Source organism: Thermococcus prieurii (genome assembly GCF_054657655.1).
This window is the reverse complement of sequence record NZ_BAAHYH010000001.1, coordinates 51,918-72,198: the sequence shown is the minus strand read 5'-3', so window position 1 is coordinate 72,198 and position 20,281 is coordinate 51,918. Positions and strand designations below refer to the sequence as shown.

The window sequence follows — 20,281 nt, the reverse complement described above, 5'->3', positions numbered from 1 at the left end:
ACGCTCCCTCAGAAGAGGCTGAACGGGTCTTTCTTTTTCTTCCTCCTTCTCTTAGCTCTCTCCTCTTCCCTCTTCATCTTGCCCATGAAATCAAACGTCGACGGGTCCAGAACCTTCCCAAAAGGAGTGTCCACCTTGTGAACCTTCGTGATATGCTGCTGGAGGCCCTTCTTCGTCTTAAACCACTTCCCACAATAAGGGCACTCTGGCATGAGTACCACCCTAAAAAGAAACGATGTTAATAGTTATAAATTTTTTCGCTAAAATGTGAAATTGTTTAAATCAAGAAGGAGCATAAGAGAACTCCAAGAGGTCGACCTCGACAATGTCCCCCTCCCTGAGACCAAGAGCCTGCATTATATGCTTAGGAATCGTGATTTGTCCACGTGACGCGACTTTTCCATAAACTACTGCCTCTGAAATCCGTCTTATTGTCAACTTTGATTCGTCAAATTTGACTTTTTTAACCCGTATTTTAACAAAATCTCCATTTTTAAGCTTAAGATACTTCCTCGAAGTCTCTGGTAGAGTTATCCTGCCCCCACTGGAAATCTTTGCATGAAACCTCAGCAAGACCTCTTCTGCCATATTGCTCTCCTCCATCGAGTTTATGTGGGAGATTCCTTATTGTGTGAATGTCCAGCATCATATATATCTTTTCCCACGACTGCTAAAAGCTCCCAATCGTTTTTGTTATTTTATCACATTTTCAAGAGAAAACCTTAAATATGCTGAGTATTCTAATTAATGTGAAAATATCGCATTAAGGTGATGAACATGCGAAACAAAGAGCCAATCGCAATATATTATGCCCGTCTCATGAAAAACGGGAGGATAATTATCCCCGAAGGAACCAGGAGCTTTCTCAAACTCAAGGAGGGAGACCAAGTTGAACTGAAAATTAAACCCGCCAAAGACGATGTATCTGCCCTTTTCATAAGCAACGTTGGAAAAAGAGGCTTAGTAGTGATTCCTAAGCACATTAGAGAGAGACTTTCTCTCAAACCCGGCTCTTGGTTGGAGGTCACCCTTCTCGCAATATACAGACCAATAATACGCGCCGAGGGGAGCGTATGAGTGAGGAAATAAAACTCACGCCTTCCGACTTTGAGGAGCTGAAGGAACTCATCGACTTCATGCGAGAGATGGGCAGGGACAAGGTCAAGGTCATGACCCTGACTCTCAACTTCCGCAATGTCCTGTACAAACTTGGCTATTCTGACAAAGACATGATATCAACACAGGAAATAGAGAAGCATGTCAAAGAGAGTTGGGAAAAATATTTCCCAAATTCCCAATTTCCCGAGACTTCCCAAGACGAAATAAAGGCTTCGGGAAATACTTTCCCAATTTCCCAAACAGTTTCCCAAACTGATGACCAAGTTGGGGAAAGTATGGACCTCTGGCTTGAGGCTATAGGTAAAGTTATCAATACTGCTGACAGGCCGGTGAAAAGACTGGCTGTTTATCTTCTCTTGAGAAACAAGGAAATGTTTGACCCTGACCTCAGGAGAGAGCTTGCACAGTTAGGAACTATCTTCTCTCGCAAGAAAGAGCCGTATGATTCTAACACGATAGCAAAGGCCATCTCCTTCGTCCGCAACTCTCCTCACGTCTGGTCGAGCAAGGACCCGACGACTGGAATGTTCGTTTACCGCCTGAAGGAGAAGACGGCAAAGAAAATCATCGATACTCTTCAGATTATTCTCAAGGAGAAAGAAGTTCTTCAAAAGCAGGAGGAGCTCAAGCAGGCCGATAGGGAGAAAGTCATTGAGGCGGCCATTGACTTCTACGAGAATGTTTACAAGCAGAAAATCATTGAATTGACTACCTTCACTCACAAGGATTACCTCTTGGTTGACTGGCAAGAACTCCGCTCTTACAACCCTGAGCTGGCAGAGTATGTCGTCGAGAACCCTGAAGATGCTATCGACGCCTTTGAAACGGCCCTTAAGATTTTCCGCAGAGACCGCCTGTTCCTTGAGCCTGGTGATTATGCCGTCCACTTCACGAACGTGGGCGAGCCGGTTCGCGTGAAGAACCTCAAGGACAGACAGCTTGGCAAGATGGTTACTGTCAGGGCCATGGTTTCAGGCGTTACGTCAAAGAAGAAGCTGTTCTACAGGAAGATGGTCTTTGTCTGCCAAGACTGTGGTTGGGAAACTGCAAGGATTCAGGACCCGATTGCTAAGGTCGAATGGCCTGCTAAGTGTGAGGCCTGTGGCTCAAGGAACATTAAGGTTGACCCGAAAAAGAGCGAGGTTAGAGATATCGTCTTCTTTGCCCTCCAGGATATGGTTGAGGACCTCGGCAACAAGGAACAGCCGTCGAAGGTTTCTGCTTATATGCTCAGGCCTCACGCTTCGCTTGCCCCTGGCGACCGCGTTCTTGTTACTGGCATCCTCAGAGACACCATCCACAAGGACAGGAGACAGAACAATGACATGGTTCTTGAGGTCCTTCACGTGGAGTTTCTTGATGACATTGGCGTGGGGGAGCTCTCCGAGGAGGATATTGCCGAGATTAAGAAGCTGAAGGAGAAGTACGGCGATGAGCTTCCGGACGCGGTGGCCCGCTCTCTTGCTCCGGGCATCTTTGCGGACCCCAAGCTTCTTCCTGAGCTTTGGTTCTTTAAGAAGGCGATTGTCTACGCGATTGCCAGCCCAAAGGAGCTTGGACCTGGCGACGAGAGGCTGTGGATTCACGTCTTAGCGGTTGGAGACAAGGGGACCGGAAAGAGCCGCATCATCAGGGACATCAAGAACGTTACCGTGGCCGTATATGGAGAAGGAGGCAACGTCAGCGGTGCGGGCCTCATTGGAATGCCAGAGCGTGAGGAGTTGACTGGCGAGTGGGTTTTCCGCGGTGGCTTGATGGTTAGAGCCAACGGTTTTGTCCTCGCTCTGGACGAGTTCGAGAAAGCGAAGGCAGATGATTACGCAAGAATGCACGGTGGAATGAGTTATGGAACTGTGGACTTCTCGAAGGCTTCAATTTCCACGACACTTAAAACCATGGAGAGTGTTATTGCCGCCGCGAATCCAGTCGGAGGATACTTCAATGACTACAAGGGAGTTTTTGAGCAGATTACTCTTCCATCTTCACTCCTCGACAGGTTTGATGTGATTTTTATCCTCCGTCAGCCGAAGGATCCAAAGGTCATTGAGGCCATATACGACCATCAGGAGAAGTTTGAGAAAGGGTTGATAACGCGCGAGATTCCTGAGGACCTTCTAAGGAAGTTTTTCCTCTACGTGCGCGAGCTCCGGCCCGAGTTTACTGATGAGGCGTACAGAGAGATTAAGCGCTTCGGCCTGATGGTGAATAAAGCGCTGGTTAACGCGGGTTTCAAGTATAGCATGAGGTTGAGGGGAATTTTGAAGCGTCTTTCCCTTGCAAATGCTTTACTCAGGCTTTCAGAGAGAGTTGAGCTTAAGGACGTTCTGGCGGCGGAGGAGGTATTTACTGCAGCCATAAGGTCGTGGGGCGATAAAGACGTTGATTGGTCTATTCTCGGCCAGATTGAGGCTCAGGCGAGCAAAGAAGAGCTTGAGCTTTTGGAGAAAGTTGAAGCAGTCTTCAAGAAACTCCATGAGTACTACACAATTATTCCAGAATCGGAGATTATTGAGGCCCTGGAAGACTTAGGCCTCGATTCTGAGAAGGCTCGCTATGCTCTGGAGCTTGCTCATGAGCGTGGACTGGTTGTTGAGAGGGAGAAAGGGTGGATTTTGGCTTCACGCGCATGAGGTGGTAGCCATGGTTAGGACGTTGGTGTATGCTGGCGACACCCTGGCGGCCCTTGTGGCCGAGGCCAGGTGGAGGGAGCAGGCCCGGGAGGAACCGCCTACTATACTTGAGTGGTTGGAGCAGGAGATTCAGGAGGCTCGCGAGGCAGCGTTCAGGCAGTTCGCGCGCAGGGAGAACGCGGAGTACTGGACGGGCTACGCGGACGCTTTGCAGGACGTGCTGAACGCGATAAGGAGGAGGGAGGTGAGGGCATGAGCATCAACATACAGGCAATTAAACAGCGCGTCATGGAGATATTTGAGAGCTACCGCGACCGCGGACTCATCGAGGAACAGCTTGAGCTTGCCGGCTTCCAGCTTTGGGGTTATCTGAACGACCATTACGGCCGTCCAAACAGGGACGAGCAGATATGGGCTTACGACAAGGGCGTTCCGAATGGACAGGTTCTTGTCCTCGTCAACTGGATTGAAGGGTTCTACTGGATTTACGAGAAGACAGACAGGGGGGATTTGGTATGAGCATTCCAGCCCCGTTTGAGGAGGGTCGCTCATGACGACCCTGAAGCCCTGGCTCGGCGGGTCCCGCCCGGTCCTAAAGCATGAGGGCCAGCATGTTGTTCCCATCAACGGCCCGTGGCTCATGGCCTTCGACCCGCCCGAGGTGCAGATAATCGCGGTCGGCGAGTTCCTGGTCATCTGGCCACCAAAGTTCGAGTACAGTCCGAAGGAAGCCCTCAAAGAGCTGACAAAGGCCACACAGGAGGCTCTGAACTGGCTTGAGAGGAGGGAGCGGGCATGACCCGCTTTATCACTCTTTCCGAGGAGCTTGCCGTGAAGCTGGAGGAAGCCAGAAAATCCTGGCAACTCAGGAAAGTGCAAGTCCTCATCGAGGACGATGACGTGCCAGAAGGGCACCGCGTTAAACTCCCGCTCGAGGACCTTGAGAAATACCTCGAGGGCCTCTCAGTGCCCACAAAGGTTTACGTGACGCCCGAGGTTTACAAAATCAAACTCAGGGAGCGCGTGAGCAGGGAAGAATACAGGAAAATTCTCGCGGGCTTGAATGCTCTCGCGCCGGCCCATTGGGACCGAGATGTCAGAGCCGTCATCGTGGCCCGCGTGGAGGAGATTCCAGAGGAAGAACAGCTCGAGGTCGAGGAGATTGTTATCACGCCCAAGGAGGTGCGGGCCTGATGGCCTCCCGTACGGCTTTTGTTTATCAGGACGCGCTCAGCATTGACGACGCTTTCACGTACTTCAAGAGATTGATGCGGGACGCTGAGAACAGGGTTCACTTCAGCCGGGCGCTCCAGAAGGCCCGGAAGGGCCTGGACGTTCACATGTATGTTACCGACGTTGACAGCCTCATCGTACAGTATCTCAGGAGAAACGGCGTCAGGGGCTTCCGCTTCACCGGCTTTGAGCTGAAGAACATGAACCCGCGCTCGGCAATCGTGAACGAGCGCGTAAAGGTGAATGGGAAGCAGTACGAGGGGCACAAGTGGTTTGCTCAGAAGGCTGACATCGATTTCTACTATCTCGTTAACCTCGGCAGGGAGTTTCTCATCTGGAATGTCAGGAACACTTACGCGGACTTCATGTGGTACGGCGAGGGGCACGCTCATGATTACTATGCGTTCGTGGATTTGGATGATGTTATTCGTGTTCCCGCTCAGGAGCTACCGGAAACGCTCAGGTTCCTGCTGTGGGGGAGGTGACGGGGCGTGGTTGAGGTTTATTGTCATCTATCTGCTGAGGAGGCTGAGAAGATTGCACTGGAGATTTATAATCGCTACAAAGCCGAGGTGGACAAGAAGTGGGAGCAGTTCAAGAAGGAGATGGAAGGAGTCCCGCCGGAAATCCTCTACGACCAGGAGCTGTGGGAAGATTGGATGATGGACCGGTGGATTCAGCTCGTGGACGAGATTGATTATCTCTCTATCCTCGAGGAGTACAGGAAGAGGGGCATCAGCGTTTTCCTTGAGCATGAGGAGGATATCAGGGTAGTAGTTGAGTCGAGCGGATTCAGGATTGAGGTCGTGAATGGAGAACCAAACTTTGAGTGGGGAGGGTTTAGATCCTGGAAGTACTCTCCAAACTGGAACAGTGCGCGCAGAATTGACTTATTGAGAGCCTGGATGGGCTTTGCGAGGCTATTCTATCCGGAGGGCTTTGACAGGGGAGCTTTTGACCATGACCTCTGGCTCGAGCTCGAGGTGTATTGGGATATGTGGGCGAATGGAGCATGGAAAGAAGGAGGGGGTAATAGTCTATGGGACGTGGCATGACTCATGTTAACTTTCGTATGAATGTTAACGTTCGGGATACTAACAGCCTCTGTATATTATCCATCTTTCCAAAACATCTTCCTCACATGACCAACTTCATTACCCGGAAAACCCGGCCAAATATACACCACCTGTACTTATTCCCCACGACTTCCGAAGCGTCCTGGCGCCTGAAAAATATAAGTCTCGCTAACAAAGTAACAGAGGTGGTATAATGCCCCGCAGGAGAAAGTTTCCCGACTATGTAGAAATACGAGTTCCAGTTTACCAGCCACCGGCCAGCACCCTCGAGCTCCTCTTCGAGGGCAAAACCCTCGACATAGCAAAGCGCTTCGTCGAGTATCTCAAAAAGAACGAAGGCATGTTCAAGGACGAGTATCAAGAGGTCCTTGGAATTGAAGGCGCTGATAAGGTCCTCTACTTTAGGGTCGTGAAGAAGCTCCTCGCCCTTGGCATGATTAAAGAGGACAGAGGAATGTACAAGCTCTCAGAACGCTTCTCGGAAAGAATGGAAAGCCTGGCAAAGATGTGGAAATTCGAGATAGGCAAAGTCGCTGAATTGTGGTGAATGGCCATGGAAGTATTACCAATAGCAGGTCTACTCCTTGGGGTCTTTATTATTATATATGAACACTTAACAGGAGATAGGATATTCTTCAAAGTCGTCGCCTCTGTTGCCATCATTGGGGCTTTCATCGTCGACGGGCCAATATGGGGGCATATTTTGCTAGCTCTCGTTGCACTCGGAGCGTTGTTGGCAGATGTTAGTGGGGTAGAGGGGTGATTCTCATGACCGCAGTGTTTATCTCACTCCTGGAGCATTTGATTTTTGGTGGGTCAAAGTGGGCAAAGTGGCCACTCCAGAGAGAGGCTCTCACACACCCCAAAAGGCCGGAAAAGGGTGAAAGACACGCATTCATATCACCATCGATGAAGAGGTGGTCGGTGCCATGAACGAGATGGGCATCAACAAGTCGCAATTCTTCAATGACACGGCGAGGTGGGTCTTTTTGGGAGAAGAGATGCCAGAAATCATCGTAAAACTGGAATGGTGCGGTGGCCGGGATTTGAACCCGGGTCACCGGCTTGGGAGGCCGGTGTCCTGGACCAGGCTAGACTACCACCGCACGCCCGTTATTCTTAAGGGGAGGGAGCTTTAAAAGTTTTACTCTCAGCGGGCTTCCGCGCGACGATTAAACGGACGATTCCGCGGTAATAGCGCTCCTCGCGCTCGATTTCAAAGTGCTTCGAGACCAGTTTATGCGTCTCCCTGAGCGGGTCGTCATCGAGGAGCAGCCTCAACGGCAACTTCAGGGGAAGGAGAAACAGGTAGTTGAGCAGAACCGAGTCACTCTTCGTGTGTTCGAGGAAAATCGCCCTTCCACCTGGCTTCAAAACGCGGAGGATTTCTCTCATCCCCATCTCGGGGTTCGGAACGGTGCAGAAGACGAAGGAGCTCAGAACTGTGTCAAAACTACCGTCGGGAAAAGGAAGCTTCTCAACGTCGGCAACCTCGAAACAGGCGTTCAGGTTAAGCCTTCTGACTTTTTCTCGGGCGATTTCAATGACCTCGGGAACGGCATCGACGGCGCAGAGCTCAACGTCCTTTGGGTAATAGCGCAGCGTTTTCCCGACGCCAACGCCGACTTCCAGAGTTTTTCCCTCCGCAAAGGAAACCGCCTTCTTCCTCAGCGGACAGAAAAACCTGTCGAGGGGTTTCTCGAGGGTCTCGTAGTGCCCGGCAATGCGCGAGTACTTCTCCCTGAACGACATAAGCCTAACTTGGGAAGAGCTTTTAAAAAGTTGAACCCAAAGCCGGGCGGTGAGAGAGCATGCCGTACCTCGTCATAGAGCACCTCGAGGAGATAAGCGACTGGCTGTGGCTGGAGTACAAGCATGTTAGCGAGTGGTGGAAGGATAAGCTGATTTTCACCAACGTCCTGCCGGAGGAGAGGGAGAAACTCGCGAAGCTCGGGAGCGTCATCGGTGAAAGCGTTACAAGGTTCCCCTTTGACCGCTCAAAAATCATAGTCCTTGACCTTCAGGCGGGGGAAGAGCTGAAGCCAGAAGACATCGAGGAGGACACGATAATAGTCGTCGGCGGAATCCTCGGCGATGCCGTTCCAAGGGGCAGGACAAAGGAGCTCATAACGTCGAGGATGGAAGGCGTTAAGGTCAGGCACATCGGAAAACCCCAGTTCTCGATTGACGGGGCAAGCATAGTGGCCAAGCTAATCGCGGACGGCAAGAGGCTGGAGGAGATTGAGTACGAGGAGAACCCGACGATAAGGCTCGACGAGTTCAGCGAGATAACGCTCCACTACGCGGTTCCGAAGCTGGACGGGAGGCTTTTGCTCACGCCGGGCCTCATTGAGCTCCAGAAGAGGGAGCTCGGCTACACCGAAGCGGACGAGGAAATAAGCGATGAGGAGCTAATTGAGTTCTTTGAGGGGAAGCGGGACCTTTAAGCCAGCACGGATGTAGACGTTTATTCCGTTCTTTGAGTATATGAGAACGTACTTTCCCCCCACCATCTCCATGAGCCTCCTCAGGTAGAGCCTGCCGTGATAGGTCTTCATGTCGAGAAAGAGCAAGTCCGGCTTTATGTGGGCTGGGTAGATGTATACGTTCGGTTTGACTGCGAGGGCAGGGTAGAATATCGGCTGGGTGTAGACCGAGAGGTTCGTCTTCAAGAGGACATCTATGACGTTCCACGCGGTTCTATAACCTGGGACGGGCTCAAGGACCGAGTAGTAAACGAGTTGGAGCGGTTCCTTGGGAGGTCTCTTGGCAATTGGCATCGTTGCCCAAGATGTCATGAGCCCAAGGATGAGAAGCACTGAGAGCACCTTCTTAAGCCGCGGGAGTTCGAGCTCTCTCAGGGCGAATACCGCACCAACGAACGAGAGCGGGACGAGCATGTAAGGGTAGTGGAAGCCAAAGGAGTACTGGCTGGTCCTTGAGGCAAGGATGTTCTCGAACCAGGGGAGGGTAAGGAGAACCCAGTTTCTCGGGAGGAAGAGTGGGAGGAGACCAAAGCTTAGATTGAAGAGCAAGAAGTAGGCGAGCTTTCTCCCAGTTATGTGGATGTGTTTGTAGAGGTGACCGTATATGTAACTCTTCCCGAAGTGGGGAATGACGAGCTTGATGGCGATTATGCCGTAGAGCCCGGATAGGACCGCGAGAACGAGAAAGCGGCGGTTTTTCTTCAGTCCCTCAATGGAAAGACCGTCGCGGAGGGCCCACCACACCGAAAGCGAAGCCACGCCGAGAAACGTGTCCTCCTTCACCGAGAGCAAGATGGCAGAGGTTGCGAAAAACGCCCGTTCCCGGCCGTCAACGAGGAGAATTGCCGCGAGAAGGAAGAGCGGGACCGCGAGGGAAACGGGGTGAAACTCAAAGAGGTTTATTCCAATGAGGGAGGAGTTGAAGGCGTAGAGCCCTGTCAGCGCGAGTGCCAGCCTCTCGTTCAGAACCTTTTTGGCAAAGACGTAGGCGAGGATAACGGATGTGCCGAGTGCAAGGCTCTGAACCACGAGAAGGGCCTTCGCGGAGGGGAATAGCTTGAAAATGGGAACAAGAGCATACATTATCGGCTGGAAGTGAACACCGAAGTGGCTGGTAACGCCGTGAACCTGCCACTCCACGGTGTTAAAAAACGTGCCGTTGCGTAGGAAGCTCGAGAGGGACTGCGTAAAGATTCCGAGGTCAAAGCTGGTGTAGCGGAAGTGCCTGAACTTAATGAAACTAAGATGAATCATAACGAGCGAGTAAACTAACGCAACGGACGCCGCGGTGACGTCGTAAGCTGATAACCGAGTTTTAAATTTAAATTTTGCCATCGGAAGTAGTTAAAAAAGGGGTTTAAAATTATTTCGCCCACTCGTCAGCGAGACGCACTACTTCTTCGCGGACTCTGGCACGGTCGGCTTTGTCAACGACGAGAAACACCTCCTGAACGCTCCCATCGCTCTTGGCGACGAGCTTAAGGCCGGTATGCGTCTCACGGGTTACCTTAATCTCGAAGCCCCGAGAATCGCTCGCGTAAATCCTTCCTGGGATTACCTTCTTGACGCCGGGAATCGAGGCTATCTCCTCAAGCGGTTTTTCAAGGCCCTTGAGGAAGTGGTGCTCCCTCTTGACGCCTTTGCGGAAGTGCTTGGGCATGGGCGTAGATTCAACCCGGGACTTTTAGCTCTTGCGCAAGGCTTAAGTTATCCTCAATGTCAAACTAAATCGGTGGGAGAATGGAGGACCTGTGGATTGTTAAAGAGTTTGAAAAAGTGGCGGAGTTGATGCCAGAGAAAGCCCTCCGCCTTATAAAGAGGGACCCAGACCTCTTAAAGGAAATAGTAATCTCAGCGTATCTTGATGAAATCATAAGTCTCGGAAAAGCCGCAGAAGTCCTCGGGGTAACGAGAGAGGAGCTTATAGAGGAATTTAAAAAACGGGGAATCCCCATCAGAACTCCCGACAGAGAAGACGTTCTCTCAGAGGTGGGGGTCATAGCGTGTTTGTAGTAGACACAACGGTGTTGTCCAACTTTGCAAAGACGAATTCGATGGACGTTCTCGGAAAGATTGTACAGACTCCTTCGCGCGAAGCTGGGAAAGGGAGAATCATCTTGCATAGCAGTCGCAAAACACAGGGGGTTAATTTTGCTCAGCGATGACTACGACGCGCGAAAGAAGGCGAGACTGCTCGGGGTCAAAGTATCGGGGACGATAGGCCTTCTCGTGCTTGGAGTCAAGAAAGGCATTCTAACGTTGGAAGAAGGCAACGAGTTGCTGGAGAAAATGATTGAAAAGGGCTTCTACTCTCCCGTGAAAAGACTTGAAGAAGTTATGCCCGCTTCCTCACCTTGACGGCGACGCCCTTCTTTGCCCTAATCATCTCCTCTCCAGCGAGAACGGCCTTGCCGACGCCGACGACCTTCTCGTCCCTCACGACACCAACTATGTCGTCCGGGCGAATCCTCTCGTCGGCCTCGTTCACGCCGACCGCGAAGACGTCGCCGCGCAGGTCGAAGTCAATCTTCACCCAGTAGGCCTTGAGCGAGTCGTAAATCCTCTGCATTCCGAAGGGCGTGACGCTTATGAGGCCCTCCCTGAAGGTTCCCGTCTGCTGGTTCTCAACGAAGAGGCGGAGCATTTTAGAGCCTTTAACATGGCCGTTATCTGGAAGGACGGCCTCTCCGGCGCCAACGCCAAAGTAGAAGTCGAAGACCTTTCTTATGTTCTCGAAGTAGCGGTAGGTCCTGTCCTCCTTCGTTCCCTCAAGGTGGAACTCCCTCAGGGTCTCGGTGAGGGATTTCAAACTTTCTTTGCTCGTCGTTCCACCCTCAACGCGGGTGAAGATTATCTCCCTGCCCGAAAGCTCGCTCGCGAGCCTCGCTATCTCGACGTAGGCCTCGTCGAGGTGCGCTACTATCGGAACGTCCTTCGGGTACTTCTCAAGGGTCTTCGCGAGGAGTTCGGCGGCTGGCTTAATCTCCTCCTCGCCCCAGTGGCCGGTGACGACTATGTCGTACTTTGCCAGCCACTCCCACTCCCTCGGAACCACGCCGAAGGGGGAAGTTAGGATTAGCTCGTGAACCCTGGCCGTTCCGGAGCCTAATGCTTCCTTCACGGCCCGCCTGTAGAGGGTGTGCGAGCGGGAGAATGAGTAGGGCTTCTTGGCCGAGCATGGGAAGAGAAGAACCAGCTCGGTGTTCTTCGGAGGAGTGAAGCGCTCGAGGACGCGGGAGTGCCAGCGCTTGACCTCGGGCCTCCTGATGGAGGCGTCGCTGATGAAATAGACCGTCTCCTTCTGAATCGGCGTGTACTTCTCGAGGTAATCGGCGTGCTCCAAATCCGCTATGCGGAGAATTCCAGCGTGATACTGGGTGTAGAACAGGTTCTCCACGAGGTAGCGGAGCTTACCGCCCTCAAGGGCCTTCCTCACGAGGAGGATAGTTTCTCTCGCGAAGTCGAGGGAGTTCGGTTCCTTGCCCCAGAGAAACGGGCTGTACTGGGTGAAGCCCTTGCCCTCGAAGTCGTAGAGCTTGAGCGAGCGCGTGTCGAAGGCGTCAACGCCGAGGTAAACTGCTAACGGATAGAAGAACGGCTCCAAATCCGCTATAATCATCAGGTTGGGGAACCTCTCGCGGAGCGCGCGGAGGGTTTTAACGAAGTAGCGGTACTCCTTGACGAGGATTTTGGAGTTGCCGAGGTAGACGGCATCGAAGTTGTGGCGCTCGATTATCTTGAAGAACTCCTCGAGGTACTCGGTTCTCCTCAGGGCTGGCAAATAGAAGGCGTTGAAGCCGTCATAGCTGACGCTCCAGAGCCTTCCAAGGGCCTTCTCGATGACTTCAGCGGGAGTGTAGAAGCCGAGCGGGATTGAGGGAGCCAAGTTAAAGTCGTAGTCGCCGGGCTCGCTGGGGTGGAAGAAGGAGTTGAAGGGCGAGAGCGTGAAGTCTACCCCGGCCAGAGAGGGGGTTCTAAAGGAGTAATCCCCTAAGCGAACTAACCCAAGCCTGCCGGGACCTTCGTGTTTGATGACTTCCATGGGCATCACACGAGGTTGTAGCGCTGGAGGAGCAACAGTTCGTCGAGGGTGAGCTTCTCACCGCGCTTGAACTTCTCAAGGGCCTCAACTGCCCTCTCGAAGCTTGCGTCCTTCTTGGAGCGCATCCTTGCGACGAGCCTGTAAGCTATGAGCTCCTTGTGCTTCTCGTCGTACTCGCGAATCTTCTTCTCGATGGCGCGGAGTTCCCTTCTGACCTCCCTGACCTTCTCGCGGAGCTCGACGACCTTGGCGTGGTACTCGTCGGCCTCCTTCTTGACCTCGTCGGCCTTGTTGAAGGCCTGAATCATCTGCTCGTGGTACTGCTGGCTCTGGTTGGCGAGCTTCTGTATCTCAAGGCTTATGGCCTTCCTGGCCTTCTTGAGCTGGTCAACCTTCTTCCTCGTTTCGACGAGCTTCTTGTGGAACCTGTCGGCCTGCTGGATTATCTCAAGCTCGGTCGCGAGAACCTGTATCTGGTCGACTATCTGCTTCTCCCTCTCAGGGGTGATGTTCGGGTTGGTCTGGAGCTCCCACTCGAGCTTCTCTATCCTCTCCTGTATCTTCTCCGGAGGCATGCGGAGCCTTCTGAGCTGGTTGTACTCGTCCCTCTTCGTCCTGTACTCAAGGATTTCCTGGTAGAGGAGGTCGAGCTTGGCGTTGATTTCCTCCCTGTTCTTCTTGAGCTCCTTTATCTTCTGGTTTATCTCGTCCCTCTTCGCCTTGTACTCCCTGCCCTTCTGCCTCAACTGCTGGACTTCCTTGTTCTTCTCGTCCCTCTTCTGAATCCAGGTCTGGAGCTCCTTTTCGAGCTCATCAAGTTTGGCCCTTATCTCGTTTCTCTCCTTTTCAAGGGCCTCCAATTCTCTCTTGATTCTCTTAATCTCCTCTGGGTCCACTTTAACCGTTGGCATCTCTCTTACCCCTCTCCCATTTTTAGAACAGCTCTGTTCACTCCAAACATCTGGACTGAAAAATGCAAGACCCAATAAAAACTTTTTGGCCGAAATCGAAAAGGAGTAAAAGGAAAGTAACTCACTTCGAGTTCTCGGCCTTCTGGGGATAGGGTATGAACTCCACCGTTCCCCTCTGCCTCATAGGTTGCTTGTAGAGCTCCATGAGAGCGTAAACTTCCTCGGGAACGTCGGTGCTCACGTGGAGGCCGAGCTCCTTGGCGTGCTCGTAGGTAATCGGATAGTCGTGCGTCCACCTGCCCTCGGTGAGTATCTGTGCCAGCTCCCTGGCCTTCTCCTCGCCGTACCTGTCCTTGAGGAGGTTGTAGACGAAGTCGCGAACCTGCTTTATGGCCTTCTCCGCGACATCGGCAAGGATTAGCGTCTGGTCGTCCACCTTGTCAACGCCCTTCTTCTCGACGGCCCTGACTATGCTCGGTCCCGGGTACTGGCCGAGCTGTGGGTCGACCGGGCCGAGAACCGCGTGGGGGTCCATTATTATCTTGTCCGCCGCGAGGGCTATAAGCGTTCCACCGCTCATGGCGTAGTGCGGGACTATTACACGAGTCTCAGCCGGGTGGTCCTTGAGGGCCTTGGCTATCTGGGTCGCCGCGAGGACGAGTCCCCCTGGAGTGTGGATTATCAGGTCAATGGGCTTGTCCTTGGGGGCCATTCTGATAGCCCTGAGGATTTCCTCGCTGTCTTCCATGCTGATGAAGCGGTAGAAGGGTATCCCGAAGAGTCCTATGCTCTCCTGCCTGTGAATCATCGTTATTACCGTCGAGCCCCTCTTCTTGGACAGCTGTTGAAGGAGCCGTGCCCTCGCCATCTGGAGGCTCCTGTACTGCATCTGTGGCCAGAGGAGCAGGTACAGGAAGAAAAGCCACCATATAAGCGAGCCGAAGAACCCGCTTGCCGCGTCACTCATGTTATCACCTAATAGAAAAAGATGGAGGAGTATTTATAGGCTTTGGTTCAGCCTTTTACAACCTGGGTTCCCGTCTTCCCCTCGAGGGCCTCGACGGCCCTATCGAGCGAGGCTATGATTCCCCTCTCGCCGCCCCACTCGACGAACCTGATAACGGCTAAAACCTTCGGCCCCATGCTTCCCTTCTTGAAGTGGCCTTCCTCGTAGTACTTCCTCAGCTCTCCAACGGTAACCCTCTCAAGCCACCTCTCGTCCGGCTTTCCGAAGTTTATCGCGGCGCCGTTGACGTCGGTGAGAATCATGAAGATATCGGCCTTGACTTCCTCTGCCAGCTTCTCCCCGGCCAAATCCTTGTCTATGACCGCCTCGACGCCCTTCAGCCCTCCGTCCTCCTCCACAACGGGGACGCCACCGCCGCCGCTCGCGATGACTATGAAGCCCTTCTCGACGAGCTCCTGGATTACGGGAGCTTCGACGTGTCCCTTGGGGTCAGGGCTCGGCACCACCCTTCTCCAGCCCCTTCCGGAGTCCTCAACGACAACCCAGCCCTTCTCCTTCGCGAGCTTCTTTGCCGTTTCCTCGTCGTAGAAGGGCCCGACTGGCTTGCTCGGGTTCTGGAAGGCAGGGTCGTTTTTATCCACAAGCGTCTGGGTCACTATCGTCGCGACTGGCCTGTCTATACCGCGCGCGCGGAGCTCGTTGATTAGGGCCTGCTGTATCATGTAGCCAATCTGCCCCTGCGTCATCGCGCCAGCCACGTCCATCGGCTGTGCCGGTATGCCGTAGACCTGCTGGCCCGCGTCCATGTGGAGGAGCAGAGCACCGACCTGCGGGCCGTTTCCGTGCGTTATAACGACTTCGTAGCCCTTCTCTATTATATCCGCTATCTGTCTGGCGGTTTTTCTCACGTTCTCCATCTGCTCCTCGTAGGTTCCCTTCTGACCTCGCTGGAGGATTGCGTTACCGCCAAGGGCTATGACGACTCTCTTCATGAGCATCACCTCCTGGGATGAAGGATTCTGTGCCTGGGCATAAAAACGTTCGTTAGGCCCCAACGGTGTTCATTTGAAAAAGGTTCGGTGAGCGGTGAACTTAATTTGCAAACGTAAAGAAAAATCGCGGAAGGCCTTTCCTTCACAAATACCATTCCGAAAAGCTTCCGAGACCGAGCCTTTCAAGCGTCCTCATCACGCCCAGCGCTATTCCCTCGACCTCTATCCCGCCGGGGGGCTTGTAGGCGTCGCCGACGACGTAGACGTTCCTTACCGGAAAGTCCTCCACGACCTGACCGCTGGCAACCCTGTTCACAGGGTTTCCGTCAAGGTAAGTCTGAACGAGAAGGATTTCGCCCTCGCTATCGAGGTTCGGGAAGATTTTGTAAATGTCCTCGATGCCCTTCCTCCGCTCGGCCTTGACGTTTTTACTTTGCAAAGCGTGGTGGAGCATTATCAGGGTGTAGCCCTCCCTGGCAAGCTCCGGGCTGAGCGAGGAGGGCTCATTGTAGCCGTTTATCCTCTCTGTGTCGAGGGTAAACACGACGGTGTTGCCTATCCTCGGCTTCCCCTTCAGGGCGACGTTGTATTTGATGCCCTCGCTCGGCTTCAGCGAATCAACGCGCTTCAGGTAATCGCGGTCAAAACTGTCACGGCCTATCAGCTCAACGGTTTCTTTGATTCCAGCGTTTGATATGAGGACGTCGTAGGGGAACTCCTCGCCTTCGGCGGTGATGGCCTTCTTTTCATCAACGTCGACTTCAACAACTCTCTTCCGCGTTAGAACCCTGCCCCCGTTCCGCTCGACGATTCTCGCGAGTTCATCGGTTACTGCACTGCAACCGCCCTTGATAAGTCCCGGACCGCCCCACTTAAGTGCCGCTTTGATTTCCCTCGCCAGCTCTCCAGAGGGAACGTCCAAGACGCTGTCGGCCCAGCCGAGGAAGCTTCTGATGAAGAGGTCAACGAACTCGTTGTCGCCTATCTTCTCCCGAATCCACTCGCGCCCGCTCATCTCGGCCTCTTCTCCCCCTGGGAGTTTGTTCCTCTTCACGTCGAGGAGCAACTTCGTCGCTTTGGCCTTCTCGGTGAAGCTTAAGTACTTCCAGCCCTCGCGGTAGTGGAACGTTTTGCCCTCATAGAAAATCATGCCCTTCGGGTTGGAGTTGACTATCTGGACTTTCGCGCCGAGCAGTTTCAGGAGATGGGCCAGAGGTCCGTCCTCGCCGTGGGGGAGCATATGGAAGGCACCGGTGGAGAGGCCGAAGCCCCTGTATGAAAGGTTCGCGAACCTGCCGCCGATTCTCGGGGACTTTTCGAGAACGGTAACCTCATATCCGTTCTTGGCGAGAAATGAAGCGGTTAAAAGTCCGCCGATGCCTGAGCCTATTACCACAGCCCTCATTCTACCACCGGGAAGAGGTTGGGGTTTTGGTTATAAAGGGTTTGGCTGTTGCATGGCCATGCAACTCCTTTACTCAGGCTTCTTTCGGGCAATTCTAATAGGAAAACATACGTTGGAATAAATTTATACTCGAAAAAAAAGAAAGAATGTTTACTTAAAATAAAGAGAAAGATTTATAAATAAACATTGGTCATAATATAATGCAAAAAATTTAAGGAGGTGATGATATGGAAGAGTTGATTGTACTGGAAAGGGGTTCAGCAAGTTTTGATGAACCCAACTTTTGTGGAGTTTTCTGCAATCCAGTGAAAGGAGGAGATAATCCTAATTAATGTGGAGGTTTAGACGTTGAGCTTTTTTATCTTTTTTTATTTAATCCCTTCTAATAAATAGGAGGTGATAAATAATGATAGATAGTAGTAAATTTAAGGCCTCGAAGTATATTTTAGACATTCCATGTGATATAGGGGACAATAGATATATAATATTATTTAATACCCTCACTCATTCTTTAGTTGCTGTATCAGAGAAAATTTGGAAGAAACTTAGAAACGATAATCTCAAAGAAATACCAACAGAGATTTTTGATGAATTAATAAACCTGGGATTTCTATTGCCGGAAGAATTAGATGAAAGGGAGATAGCAAGGACACGCATAAATTTATCAAAATATAACCCAACACATATGGGAATGTTTGTAAATATGACATCAAGATGCAATCTTGCATGTCCATACTGTTATCAAGACTTAAGAAAGAATTCAAACATTAATCTAGATTTAACAGTTGAAAATTGGAACAAAATCATGAAGTTGATTTCTAAAAAAGGAGATATTCTAAAGAAGATAAGTGTTGTATTCTTCGGAGGAGAGCCCATGTTGAATTATGATACCCTGAAAGTAGCAGTAAGAGATCTAGATTCTTTAAGGGAGATAGATATTGAAACTTCTATGTCCATAATAACTAATGGAACGTTATTCTCCAAGCAAACGGGTCAAGAGCTGGCACCTTTCATAAATTCAGTTCAGATCACTCTAGACGGAATGAGGGAGACTCATGATAAGATGAGACCATATCCCGATGGACGTGGAACATTTGATATTATCCTGAAGAATATCCTAGATAATATTGATCAATACAAAAAGAGAATCATATTGAGATCGAATATAAATGAAAGCAATATCGCTAGTGTTAAGTCCTTATTACATTATTTAAGAGAGGAATACGGGTTACATAAGTTGTTAGGAGGGGTTGGTTTTGAATACATATTTCCAACGCAAACGTCAATACATGCAGGTGAAAGCTATAAATTAAGCCAACACATCTCAAAACTACTAATTGAAATTTACTCCTACGCTGTGGATTTGGGATATCCAATAGGAAATCCCCTAGTACTCGGTCCATGTATGGCAAGCCATGCTTTTAGTTTTGCGGTGGATGAACAACTAAATGTATATAAATGTCCAGGCTTTTTATATTCAAACCCAGACGGATACATTGACGAAGATGGTAATCTTATCATCATGAATTCTAGATGGTATTCTTTAATAAACTTTGAGCCACCATGTGCTTTCAATTGTAAATTTGGCCCAATATGCTATGGAGGATGTAAATGGATGGCCAGTGCGTTAAAGTCTAAAATTTCTTGTAACATAGAGCACTTACAGAATTACAGCGAATTTTTGACACTTTATGTTAAGTCAAGATACAAAAAACTTCTGGAGGGTGAACAATGAACGTGATAGAAATCAACAACCTCACCAAAGTATATCCCGATGGTACAAAGGCTAACGACGGAATTTCGATAAACGTGGGAAAGAATGAAATCGTTGGTATTATCGGTCCCAACGGAGCGGGGAAGACTACCCTTATACGTCAGCTTTTGGGACTTCTAAGGCCTACTGAGGGCCATATTAGGGTTATGGGAAGGGACATACTGGCAAATCCGGGCATCATAAAGGAAACTCTAGCCTACGTGCCCCAATACCCTCTCAGCTTTCCATCGCTAAGGGTTGAGGAAGTTCTGGGATACGTGCTTAAAATGCGGAACGGAGACATTTCACCGGTGGAGATGAGAGAGAAGATATCTGAGGTTTTGAATCTCCTTGGACTCAATGGGGCGGCAAAGTTCTTTGGGTATCAGCTTTCCGGAGGCATGAAGAAATCACTATTGCTGGCAATGGCACTTGTTCAGGAGCTCCCGGTTCTCGTGCTCGACGAGCCCACGAGCATGGTGGACATCGTCACAAAACACCGCCTCTGGAGTGCAATAAGGAACTCAAACCGCGAGGGTATTCTACTCGCCAGCCACGACATGAACGAAGTTAAGGCCCTATGTGATAGGGTGTATCTCCTCGTCTACGGGAAGATAGTCGCCTCTGGCACGCCTGCGGACATCGTCTCAATGATTAAGATGCCTACTGAAGTTCGCCTGATACCTGAACGAGCGATATCCCCCAACCTTCTGCCTAAGGAACACAAAAGGCGCGGAGACCTCTACGAAATGGCCTTTGACACGCTTGGGGATGCGCTGAAGACGGTGGAGGCAATACTCGAGAGTTCCGGCATCGCATACCTTGAGATTGAATCCCCCTCCTTCGAGAACCTTGTGATAAGCCTCATCGGGAGGGATAGAGAATGATTCGGCCCCTAATCGGAATGGAGCTAAAGGGAATGAGGATTTACAAGACGTTCCTCCTAGTCAATCTCCTTATCATGCCGCTCGCCCTTTTGTTTATGATGATTATGAACTCCGGCTCAAGAACCCCCGAGGACATCTCATACCTCGTGAGCGGTTTCATCGTCGTTTCGCTGGTGAGCTCTTTCCTTGGAACACTGACGAACAGAGTCAGTAACATCTTTGAACCCAGCGTTCTTGAACTCTACTCGACGTTGCCACCAAAGATTTCCACAGTTATTCTTGCACAGTTCCTAACGTACTCTCTCATGGTCACTCCTCAAGTGCTAATAGGTCTCACCGTTATACTCTATTACCAAGGAGTGAGCAGGATAAACGTTCCGCTCTTAGTCCTGGCACTTTTGCTCACCTTCCTTGAACTAGGAGCATTGGCAGTCGCAATAGGAGCAAAAATAGGAAACCCCTACAAGGCAATGGCCGTTACGGGAATACTTCCCTGGCTCCTCGTGGTGTTCTCCCCTGCCTACTACCGCTCAAGCTTTCCGGCGCTCTACCTGAACCCCGTTACGCACCTTCTTTCCTGCATCCGCTCAGCGATTGGACTGCAGAGTATAAATCCCATTTCGTGGTTAGTATCGGGAGCCTTGACTGTTATTTTCGTAGTCTTGGCACTTAGAAATATCCGTTCCGGCTACATGCTTGAGAAGCCGTTTTAGCCATTTTTCATTATTCTTCTCATCAAAATTATCATTCAAAGAACGCCAAACGGAGAAAGAGAGGATA

27 protein-coding genes and 1 tRNA gene are annotated in these 20,281 nt (G+C 51.1%); 17 read left to right on the top strand and 11 right to left on the bottom strand.

All coding sequences use genetic code 11. The features are described 5' to 3' along the window. Positions 1-8: 8 nt before the first annotated feature. Positions 9-212, bottom strand: a complete 204-nt coding sequence (locus ACYQ04_RS00445) for a C2H2-type zinc finger protein (RefSeq protein WP_460127229.1) — start codon at positions 210-212, stop codon at positions 9-11. Positions 213-282: 70 nt separating this feature from the next. Continuing rightward, the gene (locus ACYQ04_RS00440) at positions 283-588 is read right to left on the bottom strand and encodes an AbrB/MazE/SpoVT family DNA-binding domain-containing protein (protein WP_158523790.1); all 306 of its coding nucleotides are present in this window, start codon (positions 586-588) and stop codon (positions 283-285) included. A gap of 183 nt (positions 589-771) precedes the next feature. On the opposite strand from ACYQ04_RS00440, the gene ACYQ04_RS00435 reads away from it, so the two are divergent. The 11 genes from ACYQ04_RS00435 to ACYQ04_RS00385 all read left to right on the top strand — a co-directional run bounded on the left by ACYQ04_RS00435 (position 772) and on the right by ACYQ04_RS00385 (position 6,991). Continuing rightward, a complete protein-coding gene (locus ACYQ04_RS00435; RefSeq protein ID WP_460126713.1) occupies positions 772-1,077 on the top strand; it encodes an AbrB/MazE/SpoVT family DNA-binding domain-containing protein in 306 nt (101 codons plus the stop codon). Further along, entirely contained in the window at positions 1,074-3,749 is a 2,676-nt protein-coding gene (locus tag ACYQ04_RS00430) for a minichromosome maintenance protein MCM (protein ID WP_460126711.1), read from the top strand. Before ACYQ04_RS00435 ends, ACYQ04_RS00430 begins: the two co-directional genes overlap by 4 nt. Before the next feature lie 10 nt (positions 3,750-3,759). Continuing rightward, complete coding sequence (locus tag ACYQ04_RS00425) at positions 3,760-4,005, top strand: hypothetical protein (protein ID WP_460126710.1); 246 nt, start codon at positions 3,760-3,762, stop codon at positions 4,003-4,005. Further along, complete coding sequence (locus tag ACYQ04_RS00420) at positions 4,002-4,268, top strand: hypothetical protein (RefSeq protein ID WP_460126708.1); 267 nt, start codon at positions 4,002-4,004, stop codon at positions 4,266-4,268. The genes ACYQ04_RS00425 and ACYQ04_RS00420 overlap by 4 nt, the downstream gene beginning before the upstream one ends. Before the next feature lie 31 nt (positions 4,269-4,299). Further along, positions 4,300-4,548 (top strand): hypothetical protein, encoded by a 249-nt coding sequence (locus tag ACYQ04_RS00415; protein ID WP_016049679.1) that lies wholly within the window; start codon positions 4,300-4,302, stop codon positions 4,546-4,548. Beyond that, entirely contained in the window at positions 4,545-4,943 is a 399-nt protein-coding gene (locus tag ACYQ04_RS00410; protein ID WP_016049680.1) for a hypothetical protein, read from the top strand. The genes ACYQ04_RS00415 and ACYQ04_RS00410 overlap by 4 nt, the downstream gene beginning before the upstream one ends. Further along, the gene (locus ACYQ04_RS00405; RefSeq protein ID WP_016049681.1) at positions 4,943-5,467 is read left to right on the top strand and encodes a hypothetical protein; all 525 of its coding nucleotides are present in this window, start codon (positions 4,943-4,945) and stop codon (positions 5,465-5,467) included. Before ACYQ04_RS00410 ends, ACYQ04_RS00405 begins: the two co-directional genes overlap by 1 nt. A 6-nt stretch (positions 5,468-5,473) precedes the next feature. After that, positions 5,474-6,037, top strand: coding sequence for a hypothetical protein (locus ACYQ04_RS00400; protein ID WP_016049682.1), 564 nt, complete (start codon positions 5,474-5,476; stop codon positions 6,035-6,037). A gap of 214 nt (positions 6,038-6,251) precedes the next feature. Continuing rightward, positions 6,252-6,605, top strand: coding sequence for a hypothetical protein (locus ACYQ04_RS00395; protein ID WP_016049683.1), 354 nt, complete (start codon positions 6,252-6,254; stop codon positions 6,603-6,605). Continuing rightward, positions 6,606-6,821 carry a hypothetical protein gene (locus tag ACYQ04_RS00390; RefSeq protein ID WP_016049684.1) on the top strand — a complete coding sequence of 72 codons (216 nt, stop codon included), beginning with the start codon at positions 6,606-6,608 and terminating at the stop codon, positions 6,819-6,821. Further along, the gene (locus tag ACYQ04_RS00385; protein WP_460126704.1) at positions 6,818-6,991 is read left to right on the top strand and encodes a hypothetical protein; all 174 of its coding nucleotides are present in this window, start codon (positions 6,818-6,820) and stop codon (positions 6,989-6,991) included. Before ACYQ04_RS00390 ends, ACYQ04_RS00385 begins: the two co-directional genes overlap by 4 nt. Positions 6,992-7,086: 95 nt before the next feature. Here ACYQ04_RS00385 and ACYQ04_RS00380 read toward each other — a convergent pair. Both ACYQ04_RS00380 and ACYQ04_RS00375 read right to left on the bottom strand, forming a co-directional pair. Next, a tRNA-Gly gene (locus tag ACYQ04_RS00380) sits at positions 7,087-7,164 on the bottom strand. A 13-nt stretch (positions 7,165-7,177) separates the two neighbouring features. Next, on the bottom strand, positions 7,178-7,810 hold the full coding sequence (locus ACYQ04_RS00375) for a class I SAM-dependent methyltransferase (RefSeq protein ID WP_460126702.1): 633 nt from the start codon (positions 7,808-7,810) through the stop codon (positions 7,178-7,180). Between the two features lie 59 nt (positions 7,811-7,869). Between ACYQ04_RS00375 and ACYQ04_RS00370 the strand changes: the two genes are divergently transcribed. After that, positions 7,870-8,505 carry a hypothetical protein gene (locus tag ACYQ04_RS00370; RefSeq protein WP_460126700.1) on the top strand — a complete coding sequence of 212 codons (636 nt, stop codon included), beginning with the start codon at positions 7,870-7,872 and terminating at the stop codon, positions 8,503-8,505. Here the strand turns inward: ACYQ04_RS00370 and ACYQ04_RS00365 are convergent. Together ACYQ04_RS00365 and ACYQ04_RS00360 are read right to left on the bottom strand one after the other, a co-directional pair. After that, a complete protein-coding gene (locus tag ACYQ04_RS00365; RefSeq protein ID WP_460126698.1) occupies positions 8,470-9,879 on the bottom strand; it encodes a DUF2079 domain-containing protein in 1,410 nt (469 codons plus the stop codon). The two genes, ACYQ04_RS00370 and ACYQ04_RS00365, sit on opposite strands and share 36 nt — an antisense overlap. A gap of 28 nt (positions 9,880-9,907) precedes the next feature. Continuing rightward, on the bottom strand, positions 9,908-10,204 hold the full coding sequence (locus ACYQ04_RS00360; RefSeq protein ID WP_460126696.1) for a DUF2103 domain-containing protein: 297 nt from the start codon (positions 10,202-10,204) through the stop codon (positions 9,908-9,910). An 80-nt stretch (positions 10,205-10,284) separates the two neighbouring features. On the opposite strand from ACYQ04_RS00360, the gene ACYQ04_RS00355 reads away from it, so the two are divergent. Together ACYQ04_RS00355 and ACYQ04_RS11990 are read left to right on the top strand one after the other, a co-directional pair. After that, positions 10,285-10,557 carry a UPF0175 family protein gene (locus ACYQ04_RS00355; protein WP_460126694.1) on the top strand — a complete coding sequence of 91 codons (273 nt, stop codon included), beginning with the start codon at positions 10,285-10,287 and terminating at the stop codon, positions 10,555-10,557. A gap of 24 nt (positions 10,558-10,581) precedes the next feature. Then, complete coding sequence (locus ACYQ04_RS11990) at positions 10,582-10,902, top strand: PIN domain-containing protein (RefSeq protein ID WP_487248088.1); 321 nt, start codon at positions 10,582-10,584, stop codon at positions 10,900-10,902. On the opposite strand, the gene arcS is transcribed toward ACYQ04_RS11990, so the two are convergent. The 5 genes from arcS to ACYQ04_RS00325 form a co-directional block, all read right to left on the bottom strand. Next, positions 10,880-12,586, bottom strand: a complete 1,707-nt coding sequence (gene arcS, locus ACYQ04_RS00345; protein ID WP_460127228.1) for an archaeosine synthase subunit alpha — start codon at positions 12,584-12,586, stop codon at positions 10,880-10,882. The genes ACYQ04_RS11990 and arcS overlap by 23 nt on opposite strands. Positions 12,587-12,591: 5 nt before the next feature. After that, entirely contained in the window at positions 12,592-13,497 is a 906-nt protein-coding gene (locus ACYQ04_RS00340; RefSeq protein ID WP_167913999.1) for a coiled-coil protein, read from the bottom strand. A gap of 121 nt (positions 13,498-13,618) precedes the next feature. Further along, positions 13,619-14,464, bottom strand: a complete 846-nt coding sequence (locus ACYQ04_RS00335) for an SDH family Clp fold serine proteinase (RefSeq protein WP_460126689.1) — start codon at positions 14,462-14,464, stop codon at positions 13,619-13,621. A gap of 47 nt (positions 14,465-14,511) precedes the next feature. Continuing rightward, positions 14,512-15,456 carry a carbamate kinase gene (gene arcC / locus ACYQ04_RS00330; RefSeq protein WP_460127227.1) on the bottom strand — a complete coding sequence of 315 codons (945 nt, stop codon included), beginning with the start codon at positions 15,454-15,456 and terminating at the stop codon, positions 14,512-14,514. Positions 15,457-15,598: 142 nt separating this feature from the next. Continuing rightward, the gene (locus ACYQ04_RS00325; protein WP_460126687.1) at positions 15,599-16,861 is read right to left on the bottom strand and encodes a phytoene desaturase family protein; all 1,263 of its coding nucleotides are present in this window, start codon (positions 16,859-16,861) and stop codon (positions 15,599-15,601) included. Positions 16,862-17,267: 406 nt separating this feature from the next. Between ACYQ04_RS00325 and ACYQ04_RS00320 the strand changes: the two genes are divergently transcribed. From ACYQ04_RS00320 to ACYQ04_RS00310, 3 genes are read left to right on the top strand one after another with little or no spacing between them, the layout of a single operon-like run. Then, positions 17,268-18,596, top strand: a complete 1,329-nt coding sequence (locus tag ACYQ04_RS00320) for a radical SAM protein (protein ID WP_099209143.1) — start codon at positions 17,268-17,270, stop codon at positions 18,594-18,596. After that, positions 18,593-19,501: an ABC transporter ATP-binding protein gene (locus ACYQ04_RS00315; protein ID WP_099209144.1), complete on the top strand. Its 909-nt coding sequence runs from the start codon at positions 18,593-18,595 to the stop codon at positions 19,499-19,501. Before ACYQ04_RS00320 ends, ACYQ04_RS00315 begins: the two co-directional genes overlap by 4 nt. Then, on the top strand, positions 19,498-20,214 hold the full coding sequence (locus ACYQ04_RS00310) for a hypothetical protein (RefSeq protein WP_099209145.1): 717 nt from the start codon (positions 19,498-19,500) through the stop codon (positions 20,212-20,214). Before ACYQ04_RS00315 ends, ACYQ04_RS00310 begins: the two co-directional genes overlap by 4 nt. Positions 20,215-20,281 lie beyond the last annotated feature (67 nt).

Coding starts and splice junctions, on each gene's coding strand:
- ACYQ04_RS00370 (WP_460126700.1), top strand. CDS start 7,870: ATGCCGTACCTCGTCATAGAGCACCTCGAGGAGATAAGCGACTGGCTG.
- arcC (WP_460127227.1), bottom strand. CDS start 15,456: ATGAAGAGAGTCGTCATAGCCCTTGGCGGTAACGCAATCCTCCAGCGA.
- ACYQ04_RS00325 (WP_460126687.1), bottom strand. CDS start 16,861: ATGAGGGCTGTGGTAATAGGCTCAGGCATCGGCGGACTTTTAACCGCT.
- ACYQ04_RS00440 (WP_158523790.1), bottom strand. CDS start 588: ATGGCAGAAGAGGTCTTGCTGAGGTTTCATGCAAAGATTTCCAGTGGG.
- ACYQ04_RS00435 (WP_460126713.1), top strand. CDS start 772: ATGAACATGCGAAACAAAGAGCCAATCGCAATATATTATGCCCGTCTC.
- arcS (WP_460127228.1), bottom strand. CDS start 12,586: ATGGAAGTCATCAAACACGAAGGTCCCGGCAGGCTTGGGTTAGTTCGC.
- ACYQ04_RS00355 (WP_460126694.1), top strand. CDS start 10,285: ATGGAGGACCTGTGGATTGTTAAAGAGTTTGAAAAAGTGGCGGAGTTG.
- ACYQ04_RS00415 (WP_016049679.1), top strand. CDS start 4,300: ATGACGACCCTGAAGCCCTGGCTCGGCGGGTCCCGCCCGGTCCTAAAG.
- ACYQ04_RS00335 (WP_460126689.1), bottom strand. CDS start 14,464: ATGAGTGACGCGGCAAGCGGGTTCTTCGGCTCGCTTATATGGTGGCTT.
- ACYQ04_RS00425 (WP_460126710.1), top strand. CDS start 3,760: ATGGTTAGGACGTTGGTGTATGCTGGCGACACCCTGGCGGCCCTTGTG.
- ACYQ04_RS00310 (WP_099209145.1), top strand. CDS start 19,498: ATGATTCGGCCCCTAATCGGAATGGAGCTAAAGGGAATGAGGATTTAC.
- ACYQ04_RS00420 (WP_460126708.1), top strand. CDS start 4,002: ATGAGCATCAACATACAGGCAATTAAACAGCGCGTCATGGAGATATTT.
- ACYQ04_RS00375 (WP_460126702.1), bottom strand. CDS start 7,810: ATGTCGTTCAGGGAGAAGTACTCGCGCATTGCCGGGCACTACGAGACC.
- ACYQ04_RS00340 (WP_167913999.1), bottom strand. CDS start 13,497: ATGCCAACGGTTAAAGTGGACCCAGAGGAGATTAAGAGAATCAAGAGA.
- ACYQ04_RS00395 (WP_016049683.1), top strand. CDS start 6,252: ATGCCCCGCAGGAGAAAGTTTCCCGACTATGTAGAAATACGAGTTCCA.
- ACYQ04_RS00390 (WP_016049684.1), top strand. CDS start 6,606: ATGGCCATGGAAGTATTACCAATAGCAGGTCTACTCCTTGGGGTCTTT.
- ACYQ04_RS00315 (WP_099209144.1), top strand. CDS start 18,593: ATGAACGTGATAGAAATCAACAACCTCACCAAAGTATATCCCGATGGT.
- ACYQ04_RS00405 (WP_016049681.1), top strand. CDS start 4,943: ATGGCCTCCCGTACGGCTTTTGTTTATCAGGACGCGCTCAGCATTGAC.
- ACYQ04_RS00320 (WP_099209143.1), top strand. CDS start 17,268: ATGATAGATAGTAGTAAATTTAAGGCCTCGAAGTATATTTTAGACATT.
- ACYQ04_RS00430 (WP_460126711.1), top strand. CDS start 1,074: ATGAGTGAGGAAATAAAACTCACGCCTTCCGACTTTGAGGAGCTGAAG.
- ACYQ04_RS00360 (WP_460126696.1), bottom strand. CDS start 10,204: ATGCCCAAGCACTTCCGCAAAGGCGTCAAGAGGGAGCACCACTTCCTC.
- ACYQ04_RS00410 (WP_016049680.1), top strand. CDS start 4,545: ATGACCCGCTTTATCACTCTTTCCGAGGAGCTTGCCGTGAAGCTGGAG.
- ACYQ04_RS00445 (WP_460127229.1), bottom strand. CDS start 212: ATGCCAGAGTGCCCTTATTGTGGGAAGTGGTTTAAGACGAAGAAGGGC.
- ACYQ04_RS00365 (WP_460126698.1), bottom strand. CDS start 9,879: ATGGCAAAATTTAAATTTAAAACTCGGTTATCAGCTTACGACGTCACC.